The 19,906-nt window shown below is 60.3% G+C and carries 20 protein-coding genes and 1 pseudogene; 8 read left to right on the top strand and 13 right to left on the bottom strand.

Annotated features, from left to right (window positions below; translation table 11 throughout):
* The 3 genes from RAD10_RS17430 to RAD10_RS17420 all read right to left on the bottom strand — a co-directional run bounded on the left by RAD10_RS17430 (nucleotide 1) and on the right by RAD10_RS17420 (nucleotide 2,408).
* Nucleotides 1-885 carry an intradiol ring-cleavage dioxygenase gene (locus tag RAD10_RS17430; protein ID WP_461618487.1) on the bottom strand — a complete coding sequence of 295 codons (885 nt, stop codon included), beginning with the start codon at nucleotides 883-885 and terminating at the stop codon, nucleotides 1-3.
* Nucleotides 886-1,020: 135 nt separating this feature from the next.
* Entirely contained in the window at nucleotides 1,021-2,088 is a 1,068-nt protein-coding gene (locus tag RAD10_RS17425) for a maleylacetate reductase (RefSeq protein WP_461618486.1), read from the bottom strand.
* Entirely contained in the window at nucleotides 2,085-2,408 is a 324-nt protein-coding gene (locus RAD10_RS17420; protein WP_461618485.1) for a Dabb family protein, read from the bottom strand. Before RAD10_RS17420 ends, RAD10_RS17425 begins: the two co-directional genes overlap by 4 nt.
* Before the next feature lie 107 nt (nucleotides 2,409-2,515).
* Between RAD10_RS17420 and RAD10_RS17415 the strand changes: the two are divergent.
* Nucleotides 2,516-2,692 (top strand): annotated as a pseudogene (locus tag RAD10_RS17415) (helix-turn-helix domain-containing protein); the annotation flags it as partial.
* Nucleotides 2,693-2,852: 160 nt separating this feature from the next.
* Here RAD10_RS17415 and RAD10_RS17410 read toward each other — a convergent pair.
* The gene (locus RAD10_RS17410; RefSeq protein WP_461618484.1) at nucleotides 2,853-3,146 is read right to left on the bottom strand and encodes a hypothetical protein; all 294 of its coding nucleotides are present in this window, start codon (nucleotides 3,144-3,146) and stop codon (nucleotides 2,853-2,855) included.
* On the opposite strand from RAD10_RS17410, the gene RAD10_RS17405 reads away from it, so the two are divergent.
* Nucleotides 3,145-3,531: an alpha/beta hydrolase gene (locus tag RAD10_RS17405; RefSeq protein WP_461618483.1), complete on the top strand. Its 387-nt coding sequence runs from the start codon at nucleotides 3,145-3,147 to the stop codon at nucleotides 3,529-3,531. The two genes, RAD10_RS17410 and RAD10_RS17405, sit on opposite strands and share 2 nt — an antisense overlap.
* Nucleotides 3,532-4,165: 634 nt before the next feature.
* On the opposite strand, the gene RAD10_RS17400 is transcribed toward RAD10_RS17405, so the two are convergent.
* Together RAD10_RS17400 and RAD10_RS17395 are read right to left on the bottom strand one after the other, a co-directional pair.
* Nucleotides 4,166-5,086: a DMT family transporter gene (locus tag RAD10_RS17400; RefSeq protein WP_461618482.1), complete on the bottom strand. Its 921-nt coding sequence runs from the start codon at nucleotides 5,084-5,086 to the stop codon at nucleotides 4,166-4,168.
* A 73-nt stretch (nucleotides 5,087-5,159) separates the two neighbouring features.
* Nucleotides 5,160-5,930: an AraC family transcriptional regulator gene (locus RAD10_RS17395; protein ID WP_461618481.1), complete on the bottom strand. Its 771-nt coding sequence runs from the start codon at nucleotides 5,928-5,930 to the stop codon at nucleotides 5,160-5,162.
* Between the two features lie 245 nt (nucleotides 5,931-6,175).
* Between RAD10_RS17395 and RAD10_RS17390 the strand changes: the two genes are divergently transcribed.
* The 4 genes from RAD10_RS17390 to RAD10_RS17375 all read left to right on the top strand — a co-directional run bounded on the left by RAD10_RS17390 (nucleotide 6,176) and on the right by RAD10_RS17375 (nucleotide 9,510).
* On the top strand, nucleotides 6,176-6,373 hold the full coding sequence (locus RAD10_RS17390) for a hypothetical protein (protein WP_461618480.1): 198 nt from the start codon (nucleotides 6,176-6,178) through the stop codon (nucleotides 6,371-6,373).
* A gap of 697 nt (nucleotides 6,374-7,070) precedes the next feature.
* Entirely contained in the window at nucleotides 7,071-7,706 is a 636-nt protein-coding gene (locus RAD10_RS17385; RefSeq protein WP_461618479.1) for a LysE family translocator, read from the top strand.
* A gap of 54 nt (nucleotides 7,707-7,760) precedes the next feature.
* Nucleotides 7,761-8,531 (top strand): ABC transporter ATP-binding protein, encoded by a 771-nt coding sequence (locus tag RAD10_RS17380; RefSeq protein WP_461618478.1) that lies wholly within the window; start codon nucleotides 7,761-7,763, stop codon nucleotides 8,529-8,531.
* Complete coding sequence (locus RAD10_RS17375) at nucleotides 8,506-9,510, top strand: ABC transporter ATP-binding protein (protein ID WP_461618477.1); 1,005 nt, start codon at nucleotides 8,506-8,508, stop codon at nucleotides 9,508-9,510. The genes RAD10_RS17380 and RAD10_RS17375 overlap by 26 nt, the downstream gene beginning before the upstream one ends.
* Nucleotides 9,511-9,623: 113 nt before the next feature.
* On the opposite strand, the gene RAD10_RS17370 is transcribed toward RAD10_RS17375, so the two are convergent.
* The 5 genes from RAD10_RS17370 to RAD10_RS17350 all read right to left on the bottom strand — a co-directional run bounded on the left by RAD10_RS17370 (nucleotide 9,624) and on the right by RAD10_RS17350 (nucleotide 15,564).
* Nucleotides 9,624-10,670 carry an SMP-30/gluconolactonase/LRE family protein gene (locus tag RAD10_RS17370; RefSeq protein ID WP_461618476.1) on the bottom strand — a complete coding sequence of 349 codons (1,047 nt, stop codon included), beginning with the start codon at nucleotides 10,668-10,670 and terminating at the stop codon, nucleotides 9,624-9,626.
* Nucleotides 10,671-10,746: 76 nt separating this feature from the next.
* Nucleotides 10,747-11,484: an EthD domain-containing protein gene (locus RAD10_RS17365; RefSeq protein WP_461618475.1), complete on the bottom strand. Its 738-nt coding sequence runs from the start codon at nucleotides 11,482-11,484 to the stop codon at nucleotides 10,747-10,749.
* A gap of 52 nt (nucleotides 11,485-11,536) precedes the next feature.
* Entirely contained in the window at nucleotides 11,537-12,901 is a 1,365-nt protein-coding gene (locus RAD10_RS17360; RefSeq protein WP_461618474.1) for an MFS transporter, read from the bottom strand.
* Nucleotides 12,902-13,096: 195 nt separating this feature from the next.
* The gene (locus RAD10_RS17355; RefSeq protein WP_461618473.1) at nucleotides 13,097-13,588 is read right to left on the bottom strand and encodes a nuclear transport factor 2 family protein; all 492 of its coding nucleotides are present in this window, start codon (nucleotides 13,586-13,588) and stop codon (nucleotides 13,097-13,099) included.
* Between the two features lie 371 nt (nucleotides 13,589-13,959).
* A complete protein-coding gene (locus tag RAD10_RS17350; RefSeq protein ID WP_461618472.1) occupies nucleotides 13,960-15,564 on the bottom strand; it encodes an extracellular solute-binding protein in 1,605 nt (534 codons plus the stop codon).
* A gap of 272 nt (nucleotides 15,565-15,836) precedes the next feature.
* Between RAD10_RS17350 and RAD10_RS17345 the strand changes: the two genes are divergently transcribed.
* Nucleotides 15,837-17,504 (top strand): GMC family oxidoreductase, encoded by a 1,668-nt coding sequence (locus RAD10_RS17345; protein WP_461618471.1) that lies wholly within the window; start codon nucleotides 15,837-15,839, stop codon nucleotides 17,502-17,504.
* Nucleotides 17,505-17,529: 25 nt separating this feature from the next.
* Here RAD10_RS17345 and RAD10_RS17340 read toward each other — a convergent pair whose 3' ends face one another.
* Entirely contained in the window at nucleotides 17,530-17,709 is a 180-nt protein-coding gene (locus RAD10_RS17340; protein ID WP_461618470.1) for a hypothetical protein, read from the bottom strand.
* Between the two features lie 28 nt (nucleotides 17,710-17,737).
* Nucleotides 17,738-18,376: a TetR/AcrR family transcriptional regulator gene (locus RAD10_RS17335; protein ID WP_461618469.1), complete on the bottom strand. Its 639-nt coding sequence runs from the start codon at nucleotides 18,374-18,376 to the stop codon at nucleotides 17,738-17,740.
* Between the two features lie 382 nt (nucleotides 18,377-18,758).
* Here RAD10_RS17335 and RAD10_RS17330 point away from each other — a divergent pair, with 382 nt between their 5' ends.
* Nucleotides 18,759-19,607 (top strand): alpha/beta hydrolase family protein, encoded by an 849-nt coding sequence (locus RAD10_RS17330; protein WP_461618468.1) that lies wholly within the window; start codon nucleotides 18,759-18,761, stop codon nucleotides 19,605-19,607.
* Nucleotides 19,608-19,906: the final 299 nt, after the last annotated feature.

The raw sequence follows: 19,906 nt of genomic DNA, 5'->3' as shown, positions 1-19,906 counted from the left end.
TCAGGCAGCTTGTGCGCTGCTCGCGGCCGTTTTCAACCCAAAATCGTAATTGAGGTGGAAGTAGTCGCGCTCCAGCGTGCGGCCATCCGGCGCACGCCCAGCAGAATGCCGAACGAATTCGCGGATGAGGCTATCCTTGACGCCGAACACGACATCGCTGTCCAGATATTGGTCGCCAGCGACGAACACATGCGTCACGAGCTGTTCGAAGCCCGGCGCTGAGATCATGAAATGCACGTGGGCGGGGCGCCAGGGATGGCGGCCCTGTGCCTTCAGCATGTCCCCGACCGTCCCGTCGTGCGGAATCGGATAGGCGGCGGGCTTGATTGACCAGAAGTTGAACCGGCCGTCGGGGCCGGTTTGGAAGCGCGCGCGCATGGCAAGATCGCCGATGGTGTCCAACTGCTGCACGTCATAATAACCATCATCGTCAGAGTGCCAGACGTCGACGATGGCGCCTGCGAGTGGCTTGCCGTCGACAGTTGACACCGAGCCGGTGACCAGCATGGGCTCGCCTTCCTTAGGGCCGGCGATGTCCGCACCACTCTCCCGTTCCGGCGCGGCCTGCACGAAGAACGGGCCCAGCACCGTGGTCTCCGTTGCGCCTTCCGGCACCGGATGGTTGATCGCGTCGACCAGCATGGAAACGCCGAGGGCGTCCGAAAGCAGGATGAACTCCTGCCGCTTGTCGTCGCACATGTGTCCGGTGCGGGTCAGGAAGTCGATGCCGAACTCCCATTCCTTTTGGGTCGGGCGGACTTCGCGCACGAAGGCATGCAGATGGCGCACCAGGGCTTCGCTGACGTGCTTGATGCGCGGGTCTGTCGGGTTCTCAATCCGCGCCAGAACGGCGCCCGTAATTGTCGTCTCGTTGAAGTTGCGCATGGAGCTTCTCCCATCAGGTTTTTGGCTCGCCAAGGCGATACGCGCTCGACGCTGGACGGCTGCGATGAACTAGGCGGCGATCAAGATGAGCTTGGACCCAGGATCGCGGATTTGATCACTGGAGGCACATCGTTTTCAGACCGCCATCGGCGGCTCTCCGGCCCAGGCGCGCGCGATCAGCTCGCGAATTGCGTTGCGATCCAACGGGCGTGGATTCCAGTAAGCATTGGTGACGGCGAGATCCGCAGCCTTGTCGATCCCGCTTTCGGGCATGCCGATATCGCGCAGGGCCATTTTGGTGCCCAGCCTTTTTGCAAGGTCGAACAATCCCTGCGCACCGTCGGCAGTGCCGATCGCTCGCTCGATGCGCATCGCTGCCTCGGGCACCGCCGACGCGTTGTAGGCGAGTGCATGCGGTAGAACGATGGTGTGGGTCTCGGCGTGCGGCAGATCGAAGGTTCCGCCGAGCGTGTGGCACAGCTTGTGATGCAACGCCATGCCGACGGTACCGAGGCAGACGCCGCAAAGCCACGCCCCGTAGAGCGCATCGGTGCGGGCCTGGCGATCATCGCTGTCGGTGGCAATCGCGGGCAAGGCTCGCGCGAGCGCGCGGATGCCTTCTTCCGCCATCAGCGACGTCACTGGGTTGGTGTCGCGCGCGTAGAGCGCTTCCACCGCATGTGCGATCGCGTTGATGCCCGAGGTCGCGGCGAGGCTGGCCGGCAGCGTCAAGGTGAGGTCGACGTCGTAGATGACGGTCTCGGGCAGGACAGCGGCGTCGCGAACGGCGGTCTTGAGCCCGTTTTCGGTCTGGCCGAGGATCGGTGTCATTTCCGAGCCGGCATAGGTGGTAGGAATGCAGAGCTGGTTGACGCCCGCGCGCAAGGCCAGCGCCTTGCCGAGCCCCGTGGTCGAACCGCCGCCGAGCGCGACGATGCAGTCGGCCTCGCATTGCTTCATCGCCGCGAGCGCGCGCGTCGTGACCTCCACCGGCGTGTGCATGGTGGCGCCGGGGAAGATATCGGCATAGAGCGGACCAAGCGCGGCGCCGAGTTGCCTGCCCTGCGCCTCCTGCTGTGGTGTGGTCAGCACCAGCGCGCGCTTGCTGCCGAGCCGCTCGACCTCGGTCCCGGCCCAGCCTAGTGTCCCGCTGCCGAACACGACGCGGCAGGATAGGTTTTCGAAGGTGAATGGACTGATCACGCGCAGGTCTCCGCGATTGGATAATCGACCTGGAAGCGCCCGATCCGCAGGTCGCCGAGCGCATCGCGGACGCGCAGATGCTCAGGATGGGTGGCATAGGCAGCAAGGGCAGCCTGGTCGATGAATTCTGAGAACAGCACCACGTCGCAGGCGTAGTCGACATCGCTTACGTCGAGGCCGACCTCGATATGCGTTAGTCCGTCGATCCGGCCGCGCAAACCTTCGAACAAGGTCTTGACCTTGAGACGGGCGGTGGAACGCTCAGCTGCCGTCTCTCCCCGTAGCCGCCACATCACGATATGCCTGATCGGGCTCGACATTTCCTCGTTTCCTCGCCTGTCACCATGCTTCTGTCCGAGTATTTTGGCTTGCGGCAGGTGGAAATAAAGGCCAACTATTGTAAGTCTCTTTTCCGATAAGTGAAAAAATGGACCGGCTGCGCCAATTGGAAGTATTCGCCAAAACGGCCGAACTGGGCAGTCTATCCAAGGCCGCAGAGGCGCTGCGCATGTCGAATGCGGCGGCCAGCCGCTATCTCAGCGCCCTGGAGGAGCGCCTCGCTGTGCGCCTCATTGAGCGCAATACACGTCGTCAGTGGCCGACGACCCTGCGGTAGCACCAGCTGCCATGCCAGGCGCCATGAACTAGCACAAACGTAGCGTTTTCCATGTTTCCTCACTTGAACTTTTGACGTGGAGTGACTCTGCCGATCCCTGCTCTGAGCCGGTTTGCTGTCCACCGATTTCGCTATCGCTGCTTGAGGCTCACCCTAGCCGCCGAAAACCAGTTGCGATCGCAGCCTCATACTGTTTAGCGACGTCATCGATCAGCTCCGTAGCTCCCATCACTGAGCGCACACCGGACACGGAGTGGCCTGCGCTCCAGACCTCGGCCCAACGACGGGGTCTGCCCGACTTGGTCCCAAACACCTCCTTGGCACGCTCTTGCGAAACGGATTCATCCAGATGAGCCGGATCGAGACCGGCAGCGACAATCGAAGGGCGCAGCATGCTCGCATCGAGTCCGGTGAAGGCCTTCGTCAAGATCACGTCATCCATGGTACTGCCGCCGGCTTGGTTCGATGCGTGGGCCGAGGCGACGTTCGCCAATACGGGACTTGGGCCGGACAAGCTGCGGGCGCCGAACGGAACGGTTCAGGACAGCCGAGAATATTGGTCATCTGGCAAGCCGCTCTATGATCCTGTCCTGCCCACGATGCCGGTCTTGATCGTTCACGCCGAATGGGATCACGACTGCCCGATGGATATGGCCCGGACGGTATTCAGCAAACTCTCGGCGGCACCATATCGTCGATGGGTAGAGATCGGCGAGGGGACCCATTCGGTGTTCATGGAGAAGAATCGCTGGCAGGTCTTTGGTGCGGTTGACGGCTTCCTTGATGAACAACGCCAGCCTAGGGAACGAGCGCGACGGGTCCTTTGAGTTGGATTTCTCGTTGTAAGCTATTGATCTCTCATGCTGGGATTTTGGCCCAGTTGGGAAAATTCACTCAAGAAATCAATGGAAGCAACATGTCTCTTAATTAGCCACATCGGTCAGGACGTCAGGTGCTTACTTCATGACGGTTGCATGCGTGATAGTCCGAACCAGGGCCAGGCGGATCTCAAAGTTGCGTTGCTCGGTTCGATCGCTTCAAGCGGCTCCTGCAACCCGTTTTCATTTGAAAACGGCAGCCACCGCGGCGTCGGCTCCACGGCATCGTGCCTCCTCGCCTCGCAGCACTGCATCGAGGCAATCTTGAGCGGCAGTTCATCGTACAAACGGCGGCTTTCGGCAGCCTATCCAGACGCAGCCTCGCGAGTTAAGCTGCCCTTCGATAAGAAAATACGGCTTCCGAATTAGTGGGTTTCGCGATGTAGCGGACCACTGACTCGAGCCCCCGACCTTTTCCAGAGGCATTGGTCGTTAGCTTCGCGCCTGTGGAGAGGCCCAATCGGTCTAGTGGCCGATGAGTCAGGTGGGCCCATTCGCTACAGCTTAAAGGCAGCGTTGCCGAGTCTGCTGTTTTCTGACTAAGAGATGGAGATCGCCGTCGGCGCGCCAATGCGTTGCAAAATCAAAGCATGTCGACCCGGTCCCATCGCGCAATTCGCGATAGACTAGCGCCTGCCTGCTGATAACTCGCCAGTATCGCCCCTCCAACGATCAGTAGGGTCGACAGGTCAACGAATGGGCTGGCAGGAGCTTGGTTTGCGACGACGAGCAAGAAGGTCGAGACAAGAGGTGCCAAATAGGAAAGAGCTCCGATGAGCGGAAGGTTGCCGTGCTTGGTGGCGTAATCCCACGCCAGGAATGCAAGACCTGTCGGGCCAATACCGAGAAACAGGATCGCAAAAGCCTGCGACGGCGTGGGCCAGACTGAGTTTTCGAAGAAGAGATGGGCGATCCCGCCGGCAACAGCGATGCCGCCGCAAACCCCGATTAGCATCTCGCTCGGTACATGCGCGAACTGGCGGTTCACGACGGAATAGCCCGACCAAATCAGCGCACAACCGAAGGCGGCAAGATAGCCCGCCAAGTTGCCGAGCTGCACCGGCCCCGATTGTTGATCTGCAAAGAGGACGGCAGCACCCGCAAAGCCGAGCGACGCGCCAATCACGTGACGGATGCGTAGTCGATTACCACCCGGCGCCGCTGCCGAAAACAGGACGATCAGGAGTGGCCAGAGATAGGCGATAAGGCTGGCACGGGCTGGCGGAATGGTGGCGAGAGCGAAGAAGTAAAGCGCGTGATAGGAGAAGATCGCCACGAACGCCGTTATCCAGGCGGCACTCGGCTGGCGGAGTTGCGCGAGGGCCTGCCGCCCCCGAAGCGCCAACAGCAGCATTCCGCTGATGAAGGCGACGGCGAAGCTGAGCATTAAAAGCTCGAAGGGTGGGATGCCCTTGGCTGCCACGGTGGAGAGGGCCAACGCCGACCACAATAGGATGGCAACAATGCCGACGGTTGTAGCGTTTCCTGTCTTCCGATCCGTCATTCGTCCGTCCTCATTCGCAAAGGACGAGAAAAGAATAGAGGCGGGAAGCGGTCTTGTCAGATCCCCTCGAAGTTTAGGCTTTACCTGTTTGCTTTGACAAAAGGCTTCGCCGGATTTCGCCGGGGGTCGTCCCACGCTCGCGCTGCATGATGCGTGTCAGAGAGCTTTGGTCGGCATGGCCGGTCATGTGGGCAATCTCGGCGATAGACAGCCGAGGATCGGCGAGCAGTAGTTCCGCGGCATCCAGCCGGAGGCCCATAAGAAGCGTATATGGTGTGGTCGACCGTCGATACCGGAAGGCGCTGTGCAGTTTGGTTTGGCTTATTCCGGCTGCTTCCGCGATGTCGATGATGCGGATCGGTTCGGCGAGCCGGCGCTTCATGAACGCCTCGGCCCGTTGCAGCGCTGTTTCCAGGCGATCGGGAGGAGTTCGTCGGCTTAGCCGATCGATCAGAAGTGTTGACCACGCCATTCGCAATGGACGTGAAAGGCGTGCCGGATCATCGATCGCAGCCATGTAGTCGAGCAAGCCTCGAATATCGGGGCCGATAGCGAAAAACGTTGGCAGGCGATCCTGGCAAAGAGATGTGCGCATTGTCGCCAGCGGGATGTCAAGAACCACGAATGCATTGCACTGCTTCGCAAAGAAAGCATGCGTGCTGCCTGCTGGAACAAAGGAACCGATGCCTTCTGCAACGCGTCCTCCACGATGGTCGATTTCGATCTCCAGACAGCCCGAACGAGGCAGGATCACCTGATGATAGTCGTGTTGATGGCGCTCTATCTCGCCAGGATAGTTCCGGATTTCGACAACGATATTTTCCATGTCACCGACATTCTGCATTGGCATCCAACTCGACATACATGCTTTTCCCCGCGTACTCGCATCCGTGATGCAAGATGCCGATCCTACTGCATCGGACATTTTTACCGTATCAGCCTCGATCGAGTTGTGAAGGGCTCTGCTCTCGGGTGCCGGAAACCCCACCCCCGATTACGGCACGCTCCAAGCCACCGTTCCTTCGTCACGGCTCGCCATGACCTGTTGCCGTCACCGGCAACCATCCGAACGGACCCGAAGGCCCGATCATGCTCAACCCCAAGACGAGTTTGCCGCCGCGTTTCCTGCGCACGTCTAATAAACCGATTTCCGTGCGGATCGCGTATTCCGTGCAATTTCGCGACGATCTGCTGATCCGCTTGCGTGTCATGGTTAGCAGCGTCGACTTGATCGAACAGGCGGTCGGCTACCCCGTCCACCTGCCGCCGATGAGAGCGGCCCAATAAAATATTGCGACCGCGTGAGGAACACGCGTCAGAACGGGGAAATCATTGCTTCGTCGCTGCGACCTGCAATGAAAAAATTGAGCGCAGAAGCGATGGTACCCGGCTTGTCCGTCAAACCTCAGCCTTGAGATCGTCGATAGCCTCCTGAACGTACTCGCGCAGGGCGCGCTTGCTTCCCTGTTCATGCCACAGGTCGAAAGGCGGAGCGCCCCTGACCGAGGCAATGGCAGCGAGCTTCAGGCTGTGCCGGCGTTCCTTGGCCGGCCACACCTCGCACAAGGCGCATAGACGACCTGCTCAAGCTCAGCGAATTTCCTTGTCGCCGCGCCCGCAAGGGCACGCTCTCTCGGATGGGCAACGCGGCTCCCTCGACCGACACCGTTCTGAGTTCGCTCGCGGCTGATCATGCAATCTTGGGGCAATGTACGCGATCCAATTATCTGGTGATCAGCCCGGGCGCCCGCCCGGCCGGCTCACGAGGTCATGGTCAGCCCCGGATGCCTCCGTGCCACTGGGCGGGCGAGCCGCTTCCGTGGGCGTCCCCGTCGACGCCCGCTGCGAGCTCGCCAATGCTCATGTTTCAATAGGGGTATCCCGGCGCGGTCTGCACGGGCCAGATCGACGCTCGTGGCCCCTTGCAGACAAGCGGCCAGTCTGAAAGATTTCCATCCGACTCAGTAGTTGATTGGGGGCGGACATGACAGAAGCGACTATCCTGGCGTTCGCAGTCGTCGCCTTCATTGGTATAGCGACGCCAGGACCGACGGTCCTATTGGCGCTATCGAACGGATCGAGGTTCGGAGTTCGACGAGCAATTCCCGGAATGTGCGGGGCGGTGCTGTCAGACTTTGTCCTTATTGGAGCAGCCGCTCTCGGCCTGGGGGCACTCCTGGCTGCGTCAGAGTTCTGGTTCAACGTCGTGAAGTGGATCGGTGTTGGCTATCTCGCGTTCCTCGGCCTTGTGCTGTTGAGGTCTAGTGGTTCGGCAGCGGTTGCGTTGGATCGGACATCGCATTCAGCAGATGTTGCGGCGGCCGATATCTTAGCTCGCAGCTTCTTTGTCGCTGCAACGAATCCAAAGGGCTATCTATTCTTCTCGGCGTTCCTCCCGCAATTCATTGACTTGGCCAGGCCACAATTCGTCCAATACGTGACGCTGGCAATCGTGTTCGCGACGATCGACTTCGTCGTCATGTTCGCCTACGCCAGCTTCGGCTCTCGAGTAGCGAAATTCCTGCGCTCCAATGCATCGATCTGGCTGGATCGCCTTTGCGGCGGAGTATTTCTCGCCCTCGCTGGAGCCATGGCGGTCTATCGACGCGCCACGAACTGAGATGGTGTCTCTTTCTGGCCCACTCTTACAACTCGCTAGACGCCGGAGCGCAAGTTGCTCGATGGCCGCGACCTGCTCGCCATCCCGGACGCCGAAATGCGGGACGTCCGGGGGCGGCGGATGGCGATGGCCTTCCAGGATCCGATGTCCGCCATGAACCCGTCCATGACCGTCGGCGCGCAGGTGGCAGAACCGCTCGAGCGGCACCTCGGGCTTAAACGCCGCGAAGCGTGGGCGCGGGCCGTGGCGCTGTGCAGCGAGACGCAAATTCCCGACGTTCCCCATCGGCTCTCGCAATTCCCTCACCAATTCTCGGGCGGCATGCGGCAGCGCGCCATGATAGCGATGGCACTGTCCTGTCGGCCTCGTCTTTTGATTGCCGACGAGCCGACAACGGCGCTCGATGTCACAGTTCAGGCCCAGATCCTGCAGCTGCTGAAGCGGCTCGTGCGAAAAACGCAGTGTGCCATGATGCTGATCACGCACGATCTTGGCCTGGTGGCGCAGTATGCCGACCGCGTCGGCGTGATGTATGCCGGCCGCATCGTCGAAAGCGGGCCGGTGCGTCAACTATTCAAGGCTCCGGCGCATCCTTACACGCGAGGCCTGCTGGCCAGCATACCGCGTCTGGACCGCAACGTTTCTGAACGCCTGAACGCCATCAAGGGGCAGCCGCCGACGCCCGGCCTCCTGCCGCACGGCTGCGTTTTCAATCCGCGTTGCGATTTTGCAATCCCACGTTGCCGGCTGGAGCGTCCGGAGCTGGCGGACGTCGGCAGCGAACAACGGAGAGCGTGTTTTGTCGAACTCCCCCAATTCGCCTGAAGTTCTTCGCGTCGAGGGATTGCGCGTTCATTATTCTCTCGCCGGCCTCGGGTCCGGAAAGAGAGGAATTGTTCGCGCCGTCAACGGGGTGTCGTTCACGATCGGTGCCGGCGAGACGCTCGGACTCGTGGGCGAGAGCGGCAGTGGAAAATCGACCGTGGGCCAGGCCATCCTCCGATTGATACCGATGGTCGAAGGACGCGTCGTCTTCGAGGGCAGCGATATTACGCATCGCTCCTTCCGGCAGATGAAGCCACTGCGCCGGCGGATGCAGATCATCTATCAGGATCCGTTCGGCTCTCTGAGCCCGCGGCTGCGCGTGAATGATATCGTCGGCGAACCGCTTGCCATTCACGGGCTTTGCAAGGGGCAGTCCGAGCGCAAAAAGCGTGTTGACGAGCTGCTTGACCTCGTCGGACTGACCCCCGCAATGGGCGCGAGACTTCCGCACGAATTTTCCGGAGGACAGCGGCAGCGGATCAGCATCGCGCGGGCTCTGGCGCTCTCTCCCCGGTTGCTGGTTTGCGACGAGCCCGTGTCTGCGCTTGACGTTTCGATCCAGGCGCAGATCGCGAACCTCTTCGTGGATCTCAAGCGGCAGATGGGCCTGTCATATCTTTTCATCGCTCATGATCTTGCGATCGTCCGTCAAGTCTGTGACCGCGGCGCCGTGATGTATCTCGGACGGATTGTAGAGCTTGCCCCGCGCGATCAGCTCTACAGCCGGCCGCTTCATCCCTACACGCGCGCCTTGCTGAAAGCCGTTCCGATCGCCAACGTTGATGAACGGCGCGACGACGGCTCCGAACTGCTGACTGGCGAGCCACCAAGCGTTCTGAAACCGCCATCCGGCTGCGCCTTTCGTACGCGATGTCCGTCGGCAATGGACGTTTGTTCGAAGTTGATCCCGCCCCTTCGACCCGTGGGACAAGGCATGGTTGCTAGTCATCTGGATCTAGATCCAGACAAAGAGCCCTAAGCAAAGATCACCTCGCAGCTGCTGCAGTTCACGGATCACCCAGGGGTCGAAATGCAATCGAGCGGTTCATATGGAAGAGGTTGGATGCAACGCGAAATCGAATGCCGCTCACCTCATCGACCGGGGATCAACGTCTCGATCCGATAGAGACTGTTCTTCGCGGTCATATAGAGAAACGTTCGGCCGTCACGAGTGGCAAGCGCGACGTTAGACACCGCGGGTTCGTCAGGCACGGGAATGTACGCGATCTCCTCGCCGCTCGCTGCGTAGACACGCACGCCGCGACGACTCGCCGCTGATACCGCAGCGTAGACATTTCCCCGTGCATCGACGGTAATGCCATCAGGGCCGATCTCACTGCCGTAGTCAGCAAGAACGCGTTGATTGCTGGCCGTCCCGTCCGCGGCCAAGTCATATGCCAATAGTCGCATGTTGCCGTTCCGCTGCGGGACCTTGTCGATGCGAAAGTCGGACACTAAAGAATCGAGCTCGGCAACGTACAGGGTCTTTTGATTGGGCGAAATCACAATACCATTCGGCCTGGCAACATCGGCAAGGATGAGATGGACGGAGCCGTCCGTGTCGAGGCGGTAGACTCCCTGAATCGGCTGCTCGACCGGTTCATGACCAAAATAGCGGGGATCCGTAAAGTAGATACGACCCTGATCGTCGATATCGAGGTCGTTCGGTGCATTGAAAGGGCGTCCTTTATAGAGCGCCGCGATTATCGTTGTTCGGCCGGTCTTGCTGTCCGTGCGAACGATAGAACGGCCTCCAAAATCGGCGCCTTGCGCGACGATCATTCGTCCTTCGCGATCAAATTTGATCCCAGCGGCCATGCCACTTGGTGAACGGAAGATGGAGGTCTTGTTGGTGGCAGGATCGAAGACCCAAATATTCCCGGCATCCATCCCGGTCGCGAACGTCATGGTTATGTCGCAGAAATAAATCCTACCGTCGGGGCCGACCGCAGGACCTTCAGTCCAGAACCCTCCGTCGAAGAGCTTTTCCAGCTTGGCGCCTGACGCCACAATCGGACCGGGGATCTGTCCCTGCGCCGCCGTCTGGCCGGCGACCATCGTGATTCCCATCATGGTTGCTACCGCCGTCGCAGCAAGCAAGCGCCAGGCGCTCCGCGATCTTTCCGTCGGCGAAATCATTCGCTTCTCCATGACTCATCAGGCGAAAGCAGTTGAGTCGACTTTGACCGTAGGACCCAAGCTTCTGCGGGGGTGCTCATTCAGGAAGGATCACACGGGGATCTACAAGGCATGCAATCTCGCGGCTCAGATCGAAAAGGTTGGATGCATCGTCGCGAATTCTCCTCGTGTAGCCCGACGCATTGAAGGCGGCTCTTGCTGCCTCCGATGAATCGAACCAGAATTCGGAGGCCCCATCGAATTCCTCATCGGCAGGCACGACTCCGCCTGCCAGATACCGCGTTGCGCCCGGAATCGTGTGATCCTGCCGATAGCCGCGGAGCCCTTTCGCGAAGTCTTCCTGAGCCAGCACGATATCCCTGTGTGCGGTGCGCCAGCGGTTGCTGAAGTCCTGCTGCGACAGACCTGCACGCCGGCGGTGGAAGATGAAGACCTTCACGGCGCCAGCACCCGGAAGGATCACGTGCTCGAGTGTCTTGAGAACGACAACGCGGCCCCGATCTAGGAAAACCTCCTCATCGGGGATCACGCGCTCCCGAAATACCGGCATCTCGGGGAACGACGGGCCGCCCTCGGTGCCTGGGCGAACGTAGACTTGCGCCACTCCGTCGTAGGGGAACGGCAATTGGCCCAGGAGACCCGAACCAATCAGATGATTCTGCACGTAACCGCTGCGCAACCGAGGCCATTCCGGGATCGACTTGAGGACCGCTGCGTGGACCTCGAACCAATGTTTGCCGAATTGTTCCTGGTTGATCATCGGATTACGTTTGAGCAGATACAATGGTTTCTGCCGCGGTTCGGAAGATGTCATCGTTTTCCTCTGGTGAAGCGGATGTCGGATCGAATTGATGCGCCAAGCGGCGTCAGTGCGAGATGTCGGCCTGGCGTGTTTCTGGCGACATCACGACGCAAAGCATCGAGACGAGGCAAAACACCGCCAGGAAGGCACCAACTCCGACGACGCTAGTTCCCCCCGTAGAGGCGAAAATCCATGTCACGATCAGCGGGGTGAGGCCAGCGCCCAGGGTCGAGCCCAGCTGATAGCCGATGGAGGCGCCGGTGTAGCGGGTCTTGGTGCTGAACTTCTCACTCAGGAAGGCGCCCATGGGTCCATAGAGCAGGCCTGCTGCGAACGAACCCAAAAGCCAGAAGGCGAGCACAGTCAGGATCGGGTCACCCGTCGAGACCAGGAGGAAGTTGGGGCCGATCAGCAGAATCGAAAGCAAAAAACCCGTGATTAACACTGGCCTGCGTCCATACTTGTCGCTGAGATGAGCGCAGACCGGAAACCACACGAGGTTGACGCCGTTTGCGAACGCGAGCGCGAACAGCGCGATGCTCGAGTCCAACCCCAGATTCCGGATGTAGGTCTGTGTGAAGGTTGCCCCTACGATGAAGACGGCAAGCGGTCCTGCTGCCGTGACGACAGCGAGAATGACGGCCTTCCACTCAAACCGCAGCAGATGAGCGAGAGGAAATCGGCTCATTTCACCTTCGCGCTTCAAAGCCTCGAGGAAAAGCGGTGACTCGCTGATCCGGTTTCTGATGTAGACGCCGATGACCAGCAACAGAGCGCTGAAGAGGAAGGGCACCCGCCATCCCCATTGCAGAAACTGGTCCTCGGGTAGCAGTTTGACGAGCCCGAATGCGAGCGCTGAGAGCAGGGTGCCAGTCGGCGCACCGATGTGGATGAGCGACGCAAAAAGGCCCCGCCTTTTCTGATCGCCGTGTTCGATGGCCATCATCAATGCTCCACCGTACTCGCCGCCTACCGCGAGGCCTTGGATGATGCGCATGAGCAGCAACAGCGCAGGAGCCGCCCAGCCAATTGTCTGGGGCGTTGGCAGAAGACCCACCAACGTCGAAGCGATGCCCATCATCCACATTGTGATGACGAGCATGCTCTTACGCCCGAGTCGGTCGCCGAAGTGGCCAAAGATGATACCGCCCAAGGGTCGAGCCAAATACCCAGCGGCAAACGTCGCGTAGGCAGCAACCGTGCTCATCAGCGGCGAGAGGTTGCCAAAGAAGACCGGCCCGAACACGAGCGCAGAAGCAGTGCTGTACAAAAGGAAGTCGTAGAACTCAATTGCACATCCGAGGTAGCCGGAGATGATGACGCGCCTCACTTCGCGGCGATCCGAATTTTCATGGCGTGTGTCGTCCGAGACTGCCGCCACGGCAGCGGTCCCGGCGATCGAGTAGGTATTCGCTTCTTGAAGCATCATGGACGTTCCCTCATCGTTGTTCTGCTTTCGCTTGGACGGCGGTCGATATTCACTGCTATTGTCCGCACGTAAGCACCCAGCTTGGGCAGAGCCCGCTCTGATGCAGGAATGGACACGGCAGCAGCTTGCGGCGCCCGTTGGCGAACAGGGCCCGGTATCGCTGGAAATCAACAGTTCTCGAGGCTCTTGCGGGCCTCAGGCTGTCACCTGATGTCCGGTCAAGACAAATCGACCAGGCCATTGATCTTCGATCTCGGAAATGCGCCGCATGATGCGCCAGCGGCCATCGGGATCTCGCCTCAGCGTATCCAGATATCGCCCCATCCCCCAAACGAACGACGGTTCGCCATCGCGCGGATCGAAGCGGAACATGTAGCTCACGACATCTGCAGTATCGCCGTGCAATTCAATCAGACTGTTGAGGACGAGGTGCTTATGAAAAATTTCAGGAGCGTGCGAATGGCGGGTCGCGAAATCTTTGGTGCCAGCAACGCCTTCCCATCGATTGACTGAGCCATCCGGTCGCCTTGTTTCGCGCACCGCGTCGGCCGTGAAACAGTCCATCAACCGGTCGAAGTTACCGTAGTCGAGGGCGTGACCGTACTGCTTCAGCGTGTCGAGTATCGCGTTTCGATCCTCCAATGCCTGGACACGCGTCTTGAGCGTCGCAAGATCGTCTTGAGACATTTCCTCACTCCAACTTTATTGTTGCGACATGGACCCGTTGCAACAGCTCTTGGTCCGTCATGCGAGAGCACAACAGTCCACCGCAGGAGACGCAACAATGGAATTGTCCGTTTTGGACTTTTCAGTGAGGCACGATGGAAGAGACCTCGTGTCGATCCGTATCGCGCGCAGCGCCGGTCCTTTCGGACGCCCTTCGACCGGTCAGGTCTGGAGCGACTTTCTGGTTGGTGAGAGGTTAGGGGCGAGGTGACGATGAAGCTGCCTTGTCCCGAGGTCATCTATACGACCGCGATGCGATATCTCATGTGATGGTTCGCGAATGGAACTCATCGAGCCAAGTCTGCCAACATCCGGCGGATCGGACACGGCGATCATGATCGCTTGACGTTGGTCAGATGCCGCTCCCGCTTGAGGACCGCGGTGATGCGGTGCTGCGCATCGCTCAGAGCCGCTGGGTCGGATTTGCGATCAGTCAGAGCGTCATGCACCTCCTCACCAATGATCGTTTCGACGGCGATGTAGCCCGGCACGGCCGGACGTTGCCAAGCCTGAAGCTGTCCGCGCCGAGCCATCTGATCAATGGCGCGCACGATCGGGGAGCCCGCGGTCGTGTCGGGATTGGCGGCCATGCTGAAGCGTGGCAGGACAGGGAAGCCATTGTCGATCTGGCTCTGGATCGATTCGCGTGAGGTCATCCTGCCAATCGCGGCCGCGGCGGCCTCGACGCGGTCGGGCGGCAGATTGGCCGGGATCGCCAGCAAGAAGCCGCCGAGCGGCGTGACATTGCCGCCGCGTGGCCCCGCGGGCTGAGGCAGGTAGCGCACGCGGCGCTTGACTCGCGAGCGCACGTCCGCCTCGAAGCGCACCGCGCGCATGGACCAAGCATAGGCCATCGCCGCACGACCGGTCAGGAACAGCTCGACGGAGGGATCCCAACTGAGATCCAACACGTTCGGTGGCGAAATGGTGCAGAGCCGGTGCATATAGTCGAGCGCCGCGCGCGCGGCGTCGCTGTCCAGGGACGGCATCAGTTCGGCGGCACTCCAGTCGATCGCCCGGTGTGTGGCGGGACCACGTGGCCCCTCCAGCACGGCGCCGCCACAGCAGCCGACCAGGGACATGAAGCTGGACGCGATCGGCATGCCGCGCACGCCGTTCCAGGTGATGCCGAAACGGCCTTCAGCGGGCGCGTGCAGCTTCCGCCCCGCCGCGATCACCTCGTCGAAGTTCCGGGGAAAGTTGAGCGATTTCTCGGCGAACAGATCGGTGCGCGCGGCGAACAGCTCGATCGAAGAGACGATCGGCACACCGTACTGGCGGCTGGCCCATCGCCCGGTGGCCCAGACTGACGGATCGAAATCCAGCGAATCGATGCCGACATTCAACAGATGCGCATCCAGGCATTGCACCCGTCCGCTCTCGGCGAAGGAGCCGAGCCAGGGCGCATTCAGGGTGATGACGTCGTATTCGGAGACCGGACGCTGTGCATTGGCCACGGCGCGCTCATACATGTCGTCCAGCTTCAGCAGATCGAAGTCGCGGCGAGATGCCAAGTTGTTGCGCCAATCGGCCCAGAGGTCGCGCATCGCAGCGAAGAAGGCATCGTCCTGCAGCAGGAAGCGTAGAGTCCGGCCGCTGTCGATCGTACGCTGCATGATGCTAGGGGGTGGCGCGAGAAAGGTGTCGATGCGGTTGACTCCGAAGCTGAAATCCTCGTCGCTCTCCGCGCTCGACCGCACACCGACGGTTTGCGCCAGCACGGACTTGATGTGACGGGCATAGCCGGTGAAGGCGGCCATCATCGGCTCGCCGGGATGCAGTGTGAAGCTCTTGCCCGTGCGCGTGCGTGGCAGCCGAATGATCCAGCCGCTCGCGATCAGCTCATTGATCCGGCGCAGCGCCGTCGCGTGAGGCACGCCCGAGACCTGGGCCAGTGCGGAGACGGTCAGGATTTCGCCGCGCAGCTGCGCGGTCACCAGGCTGGTGGCGATGGCCAGGTCGGATCCTGCTGGGTAACAGGAAATAGCTCGCCGAACGGCTCGCGGAGCCGGTCGAGGAAACCGATGACTCTCAGCAGTTCTCCTTCGTTCATGCCGGAGAATATCCATACTGAACATATTTCTATCCAGTATGGACTAATTCTTGTTTGCCGCAAGCCGGTGCGAAGTGGACTGTGGTCTTTCCGGGAAGAGGGAGGACAGTTCATGGCGGATTGGGCGAGAGCGCTGGCGGTTCGCGGGTATCCGGCATGATCACGGACTATGTCATCGTCGGCGGCGGCAGTGCCGGCACGGTGCTGGCATCGCGCTTGTCCGAGAACTCGGCGAACCGCGTGGTCCTGCTTGAGGCAGGGGCCGATACGCCGCCGGATGCCACGCCCGCTGATATCGACGACACCTTCCCGAGTTCGAGCCTCAACCCGGAATATTTCTGGCCGGAGTTGCAGGCGCGTCGACGGGAGGGCGGACGGCTCCATCCCTATCCCCAGGCACGAATCATGGGTGGCGGATCCAGCATCATGGGTATGTGGGCTTTACGCGGCATGCCGTCGGACTATCGACGCTGGTCCGAGGCCGGTGCTGAGGGGTGGGACTGGCCGGACGTCTTGCCCTATTTCCATCGGGCCGAGGCGCATGCCGATGAGCCATCGTCGGGCGGTCCCTATCCGATCCGTATCCCGCCGCGCGCGGAATGGCCGGGCTTTGTGCGTGCTATCGAGGCGGCGATGCAGACCCGTGGTTTTGGGCATATCGAGGACATCAACGAGACGCCCGGCTGCGGCTTCTTCGCGATGCCCAATGCCGCAACGGCACATAAGCGTTCCTCGACCGCGTCCCGCTACTTGACCGCTGCCGTGCGCGCTCGATCAAACCTGACCATTCTTGCGGGCGCCACGGTGCGGGCACTGCGAATCGAAAATGGTCGCGCCACGGGCGTCAGTGTCGAGCAGGCAGGCGGGAGCCGCGAACTTGCGGCCGGCGAGGTCATCCTCAGTGCCGGCGCCATCCATTCGCCGGCGTTGCTCATGCGAGCCGGTATCGGTAACGCCGAGTCGCTGCGCGACGTCGGCATCGAGCCGCGCCTGCACCGCCCCGGCGTCGGGCAGAATCTGCAGAACCATCCCTATCTGCATATCGCGATGACGCTGCCGGCACGCGCGCGGCTACCGGCGGCGTTGCGCCGCTTTGCGCTGGCCGGCGTGCGGCATTCATCCGGCTTGGCGGATTGCCCGGCGGGTGATCTGGTGCTGACAGCGATTGGCCGCGTAAGCTCCCACAGTTTCGGTGTCGATCTCGCCATGTTCAGCGCTGCGCTGTATGCGCCGTTTTCACAGGGCACAGTGGTCCTGACCAATGCCGCGCCGGAAGCGCCTCCGGCCATTGATTTCCGCTTCCTGGACGATCCGCGCGATGCGCCGCGAATTCTGCAGGCCGCTCGTTTCGCTGAAAGCCTGCTCGCCGATCCTCTCTTCGGGCAGCACTACCATGACGCCTTTCTGCTGCCGCCGGTGATGTCGCTCGATCAATTCGGCAAGACCGGGCTTGCCGGTGCGCTGATCGCGCTGGGCGCTTCCTTGGTGCTGAACGCGCCGCCGCCCATTTCACGTTTCATATTGTCGCGCCGGTTGGCGCCGGGTTTCTGGATCGCCAACCGCCGGCACCAGCGGGTGCTGACCGACGACGACATCTTGAGCGCTATTGCGCCGATGGGACATGTCTCCGGCACATGCCGCATGGGACGGCTTGAGGATGCCAATGCGGTCGTTGATGCGCATTGCCGCGTTATCGGGCTCGGGGGCTTGCGTGTCGTAGACGCCTCGATCATGCCTTGCGTGCCCAGCGCCAACACCAACTTGCCGACGATCATGGTCGCGGAGAAGGCCGCCGACCTCATCCGACGCGACCGTGTACGTTAGGCGCTCGCGTCGTCAACGTCGGGGGTCAAAAACGAAAGCCCCCATAGCCGGCATCCGCCAGCGGCGCGTTGAGCGAAGCGGTGATGGCGATACCGAGCGCGTTTCGGGTATCATCAGGATCGATCATTCCGTCGTCCCAAAGTTCGGAAGGAGCGTAGCATCCCGACAGCGGCTGCTGATAAGCCTTGAGCGTCTCGGCACGCACGCGCTCGCCCTCTTCCTGGTTGATCTAGCTACTCCAAGCCGTCGTATGTGATCTGGAGATATCCAAAGATCGCCCTTCTGACGCGGGAGATCAAAAGCGTTGCATTTGCATCGCCTCTCTGCGCCGCAGAATCGACTATGCCGCTAGTGATTGCGATCAAATCGGCAGCTGCGGAGGAATGTCGAGCAGTTGACGGCAGGTCAGATCTTTCCAAGCAAGTCCGAAAAATGCGGACGAGTTCGTTCTTGAGGCGTTTGTCCCCGTCATCTGCAAGTAGTCTTCTTCGTTCGATGTTAAGCAGACACGTAAGCGTTGGCCGCTTCAGTTGCCGGTTTACCACCGCACTGATGAGAGCCCCTAGACCCTCTCGCCCGCTCGAGAAGGCATTCAATTCGCCAAAGTCGCCGAGCAGCAAGTCTGTTTCGCGCTCTATCAAGGCTCGAGTGATCGCGTCTCTACTCGGGAAGTACTGATAGATAGACCCCGGACTCACTCTTGCGAGGTTGGCAATGGCATGTGTGGTGTAACCCGCCAATCCTCTCTGTTCTAGTATGCATGCCGCAGCTTCAATGATGGTGGCGACTGTTGCCGCCGAGCGCGCTTGAACCGGCTTCTTCCTGGGCTCTAAAAAGCTTCGGCTAGATTTTTTGTGCATGGCAAATTCCATCCATCTCGATGCGATGCATCGCCGGCTTCATCGCGCCTCGCTTCGAGCATTCAGTACTTCTATTAATTGAAGCCTGCAAGTTCGAGGCTCAGGTGTCATAGCTTCAGCTTCAACACGTTTTGAAGATCTGCAATGTGAGCACGCATAGTGGCTTCAATGGGAATGCGGCCCATCCGCAGGGCAGAACAGGCGTGGGTGAAAATTGGGAAATGCGAGTATTCAAATCGCGAGCAGCCGCTCACACTGATCTGAAAATGATGATCGAAAGTGTTATCGTCGGTATAGCGATCAGAGAGGCTCGGATGATTTCGACTGGGTGTTCAATGCTGAGCTATGTTACGGCGTCCAAGGCGAACAAGGGCATGAAATGAGAGTGCCCGACATGCAGGACTACATCTGCAGAGAAGACGTAACGTACTGTTCCCGCGACGGAGTAGAGCTGCGTGGTGATCTCTACCTTCCCAAGGGAGATGGCCTTTTTCCGATCTTGATAGGTGTGCCCGGAGGAGGTTGGCGCATTTGCGCACGGGCCAGCCTTCGTCAATGGGGCATTTATCTCGCCTCTCGCGGATATGGCCTATTCGTTATCGATTATCGCCTTGCGACTGCAACCCGCAAGGCCTTTCCCGAGGCGGTGCAGGATGTCGTCGCGGCCGTTCGGTTTATTCGCGGCTCAGGGGCCGAACTATCCATCGATCCACAGCGCATCGGGCTTCTAGGTGCGTCGGCAGGGGCGCATCTTGCCGCACTAGCAGCGCTTGGAGGCGACACGACTGCTTTCGGTGGAGGGCATCCCGGCGATGCGTTCGCCTCAACACCAGCTGGTGTAAAGGTGCTGGTGGCTGTCTACGGAGTATTCGATCTCTTCAGACAATGGCAGGATGATCTCAGTCGCAATCCGGATCCCGAATGGAGTATGACGCGCAATCTTATCGGCACAGACCCCTATGAGGATCAGCAGAGCTATTTCGAGGCATCGCCATTGCGGCATGTCACTTACGACAAGAACCGAATGTCGGTGTTTGTGAGCTGGGGCACGTCGGACGAATTCGTGGATCCCGCACAGTCGGAGTCGTTCGTGCGCGCCTTGCAACAGGCTCGCTTCACTGTTCGAACACACAAGATACTTGGTGCCTCGCACTTTTGGTTTGGACAATCCCTTGATTTTTCGTCAGGCGAGGACGCGAGCCTCGCGCCGCGCCTGGTTCAATTTCTTAACCAGGCTCTCTAACTGAATCCCGCCATCCAGCGGGTGAGTTTCTGGATGCGTCGTTCGACGTTCGCGGCAGATGGCTGGTCTCTTCAACAAGCGCTGAACTCGGAAAGGGTCCGGACCGACGATGTCGTGGACGATTCCGGCTCTTATCAACTCCCTGCAACTCCAAGAATACGACGAGCGTGTTCATTCTCGCCGAATACAGAAGATGCGTGGGTTACAAGACAGATGTGCCCCTCAGGGATTAAAGACGTTAGTCGAATCCGACGGCCCCAATCGGGACGACGGATGTCGTCGCTCGCATCCCTCCACTG

The organism is Bradyrhizobium sp. 23AC (assembly GCF_054863025.1).
This window is presented reverse-complemented; position numbering and strand designations above follow the sequence as displayed.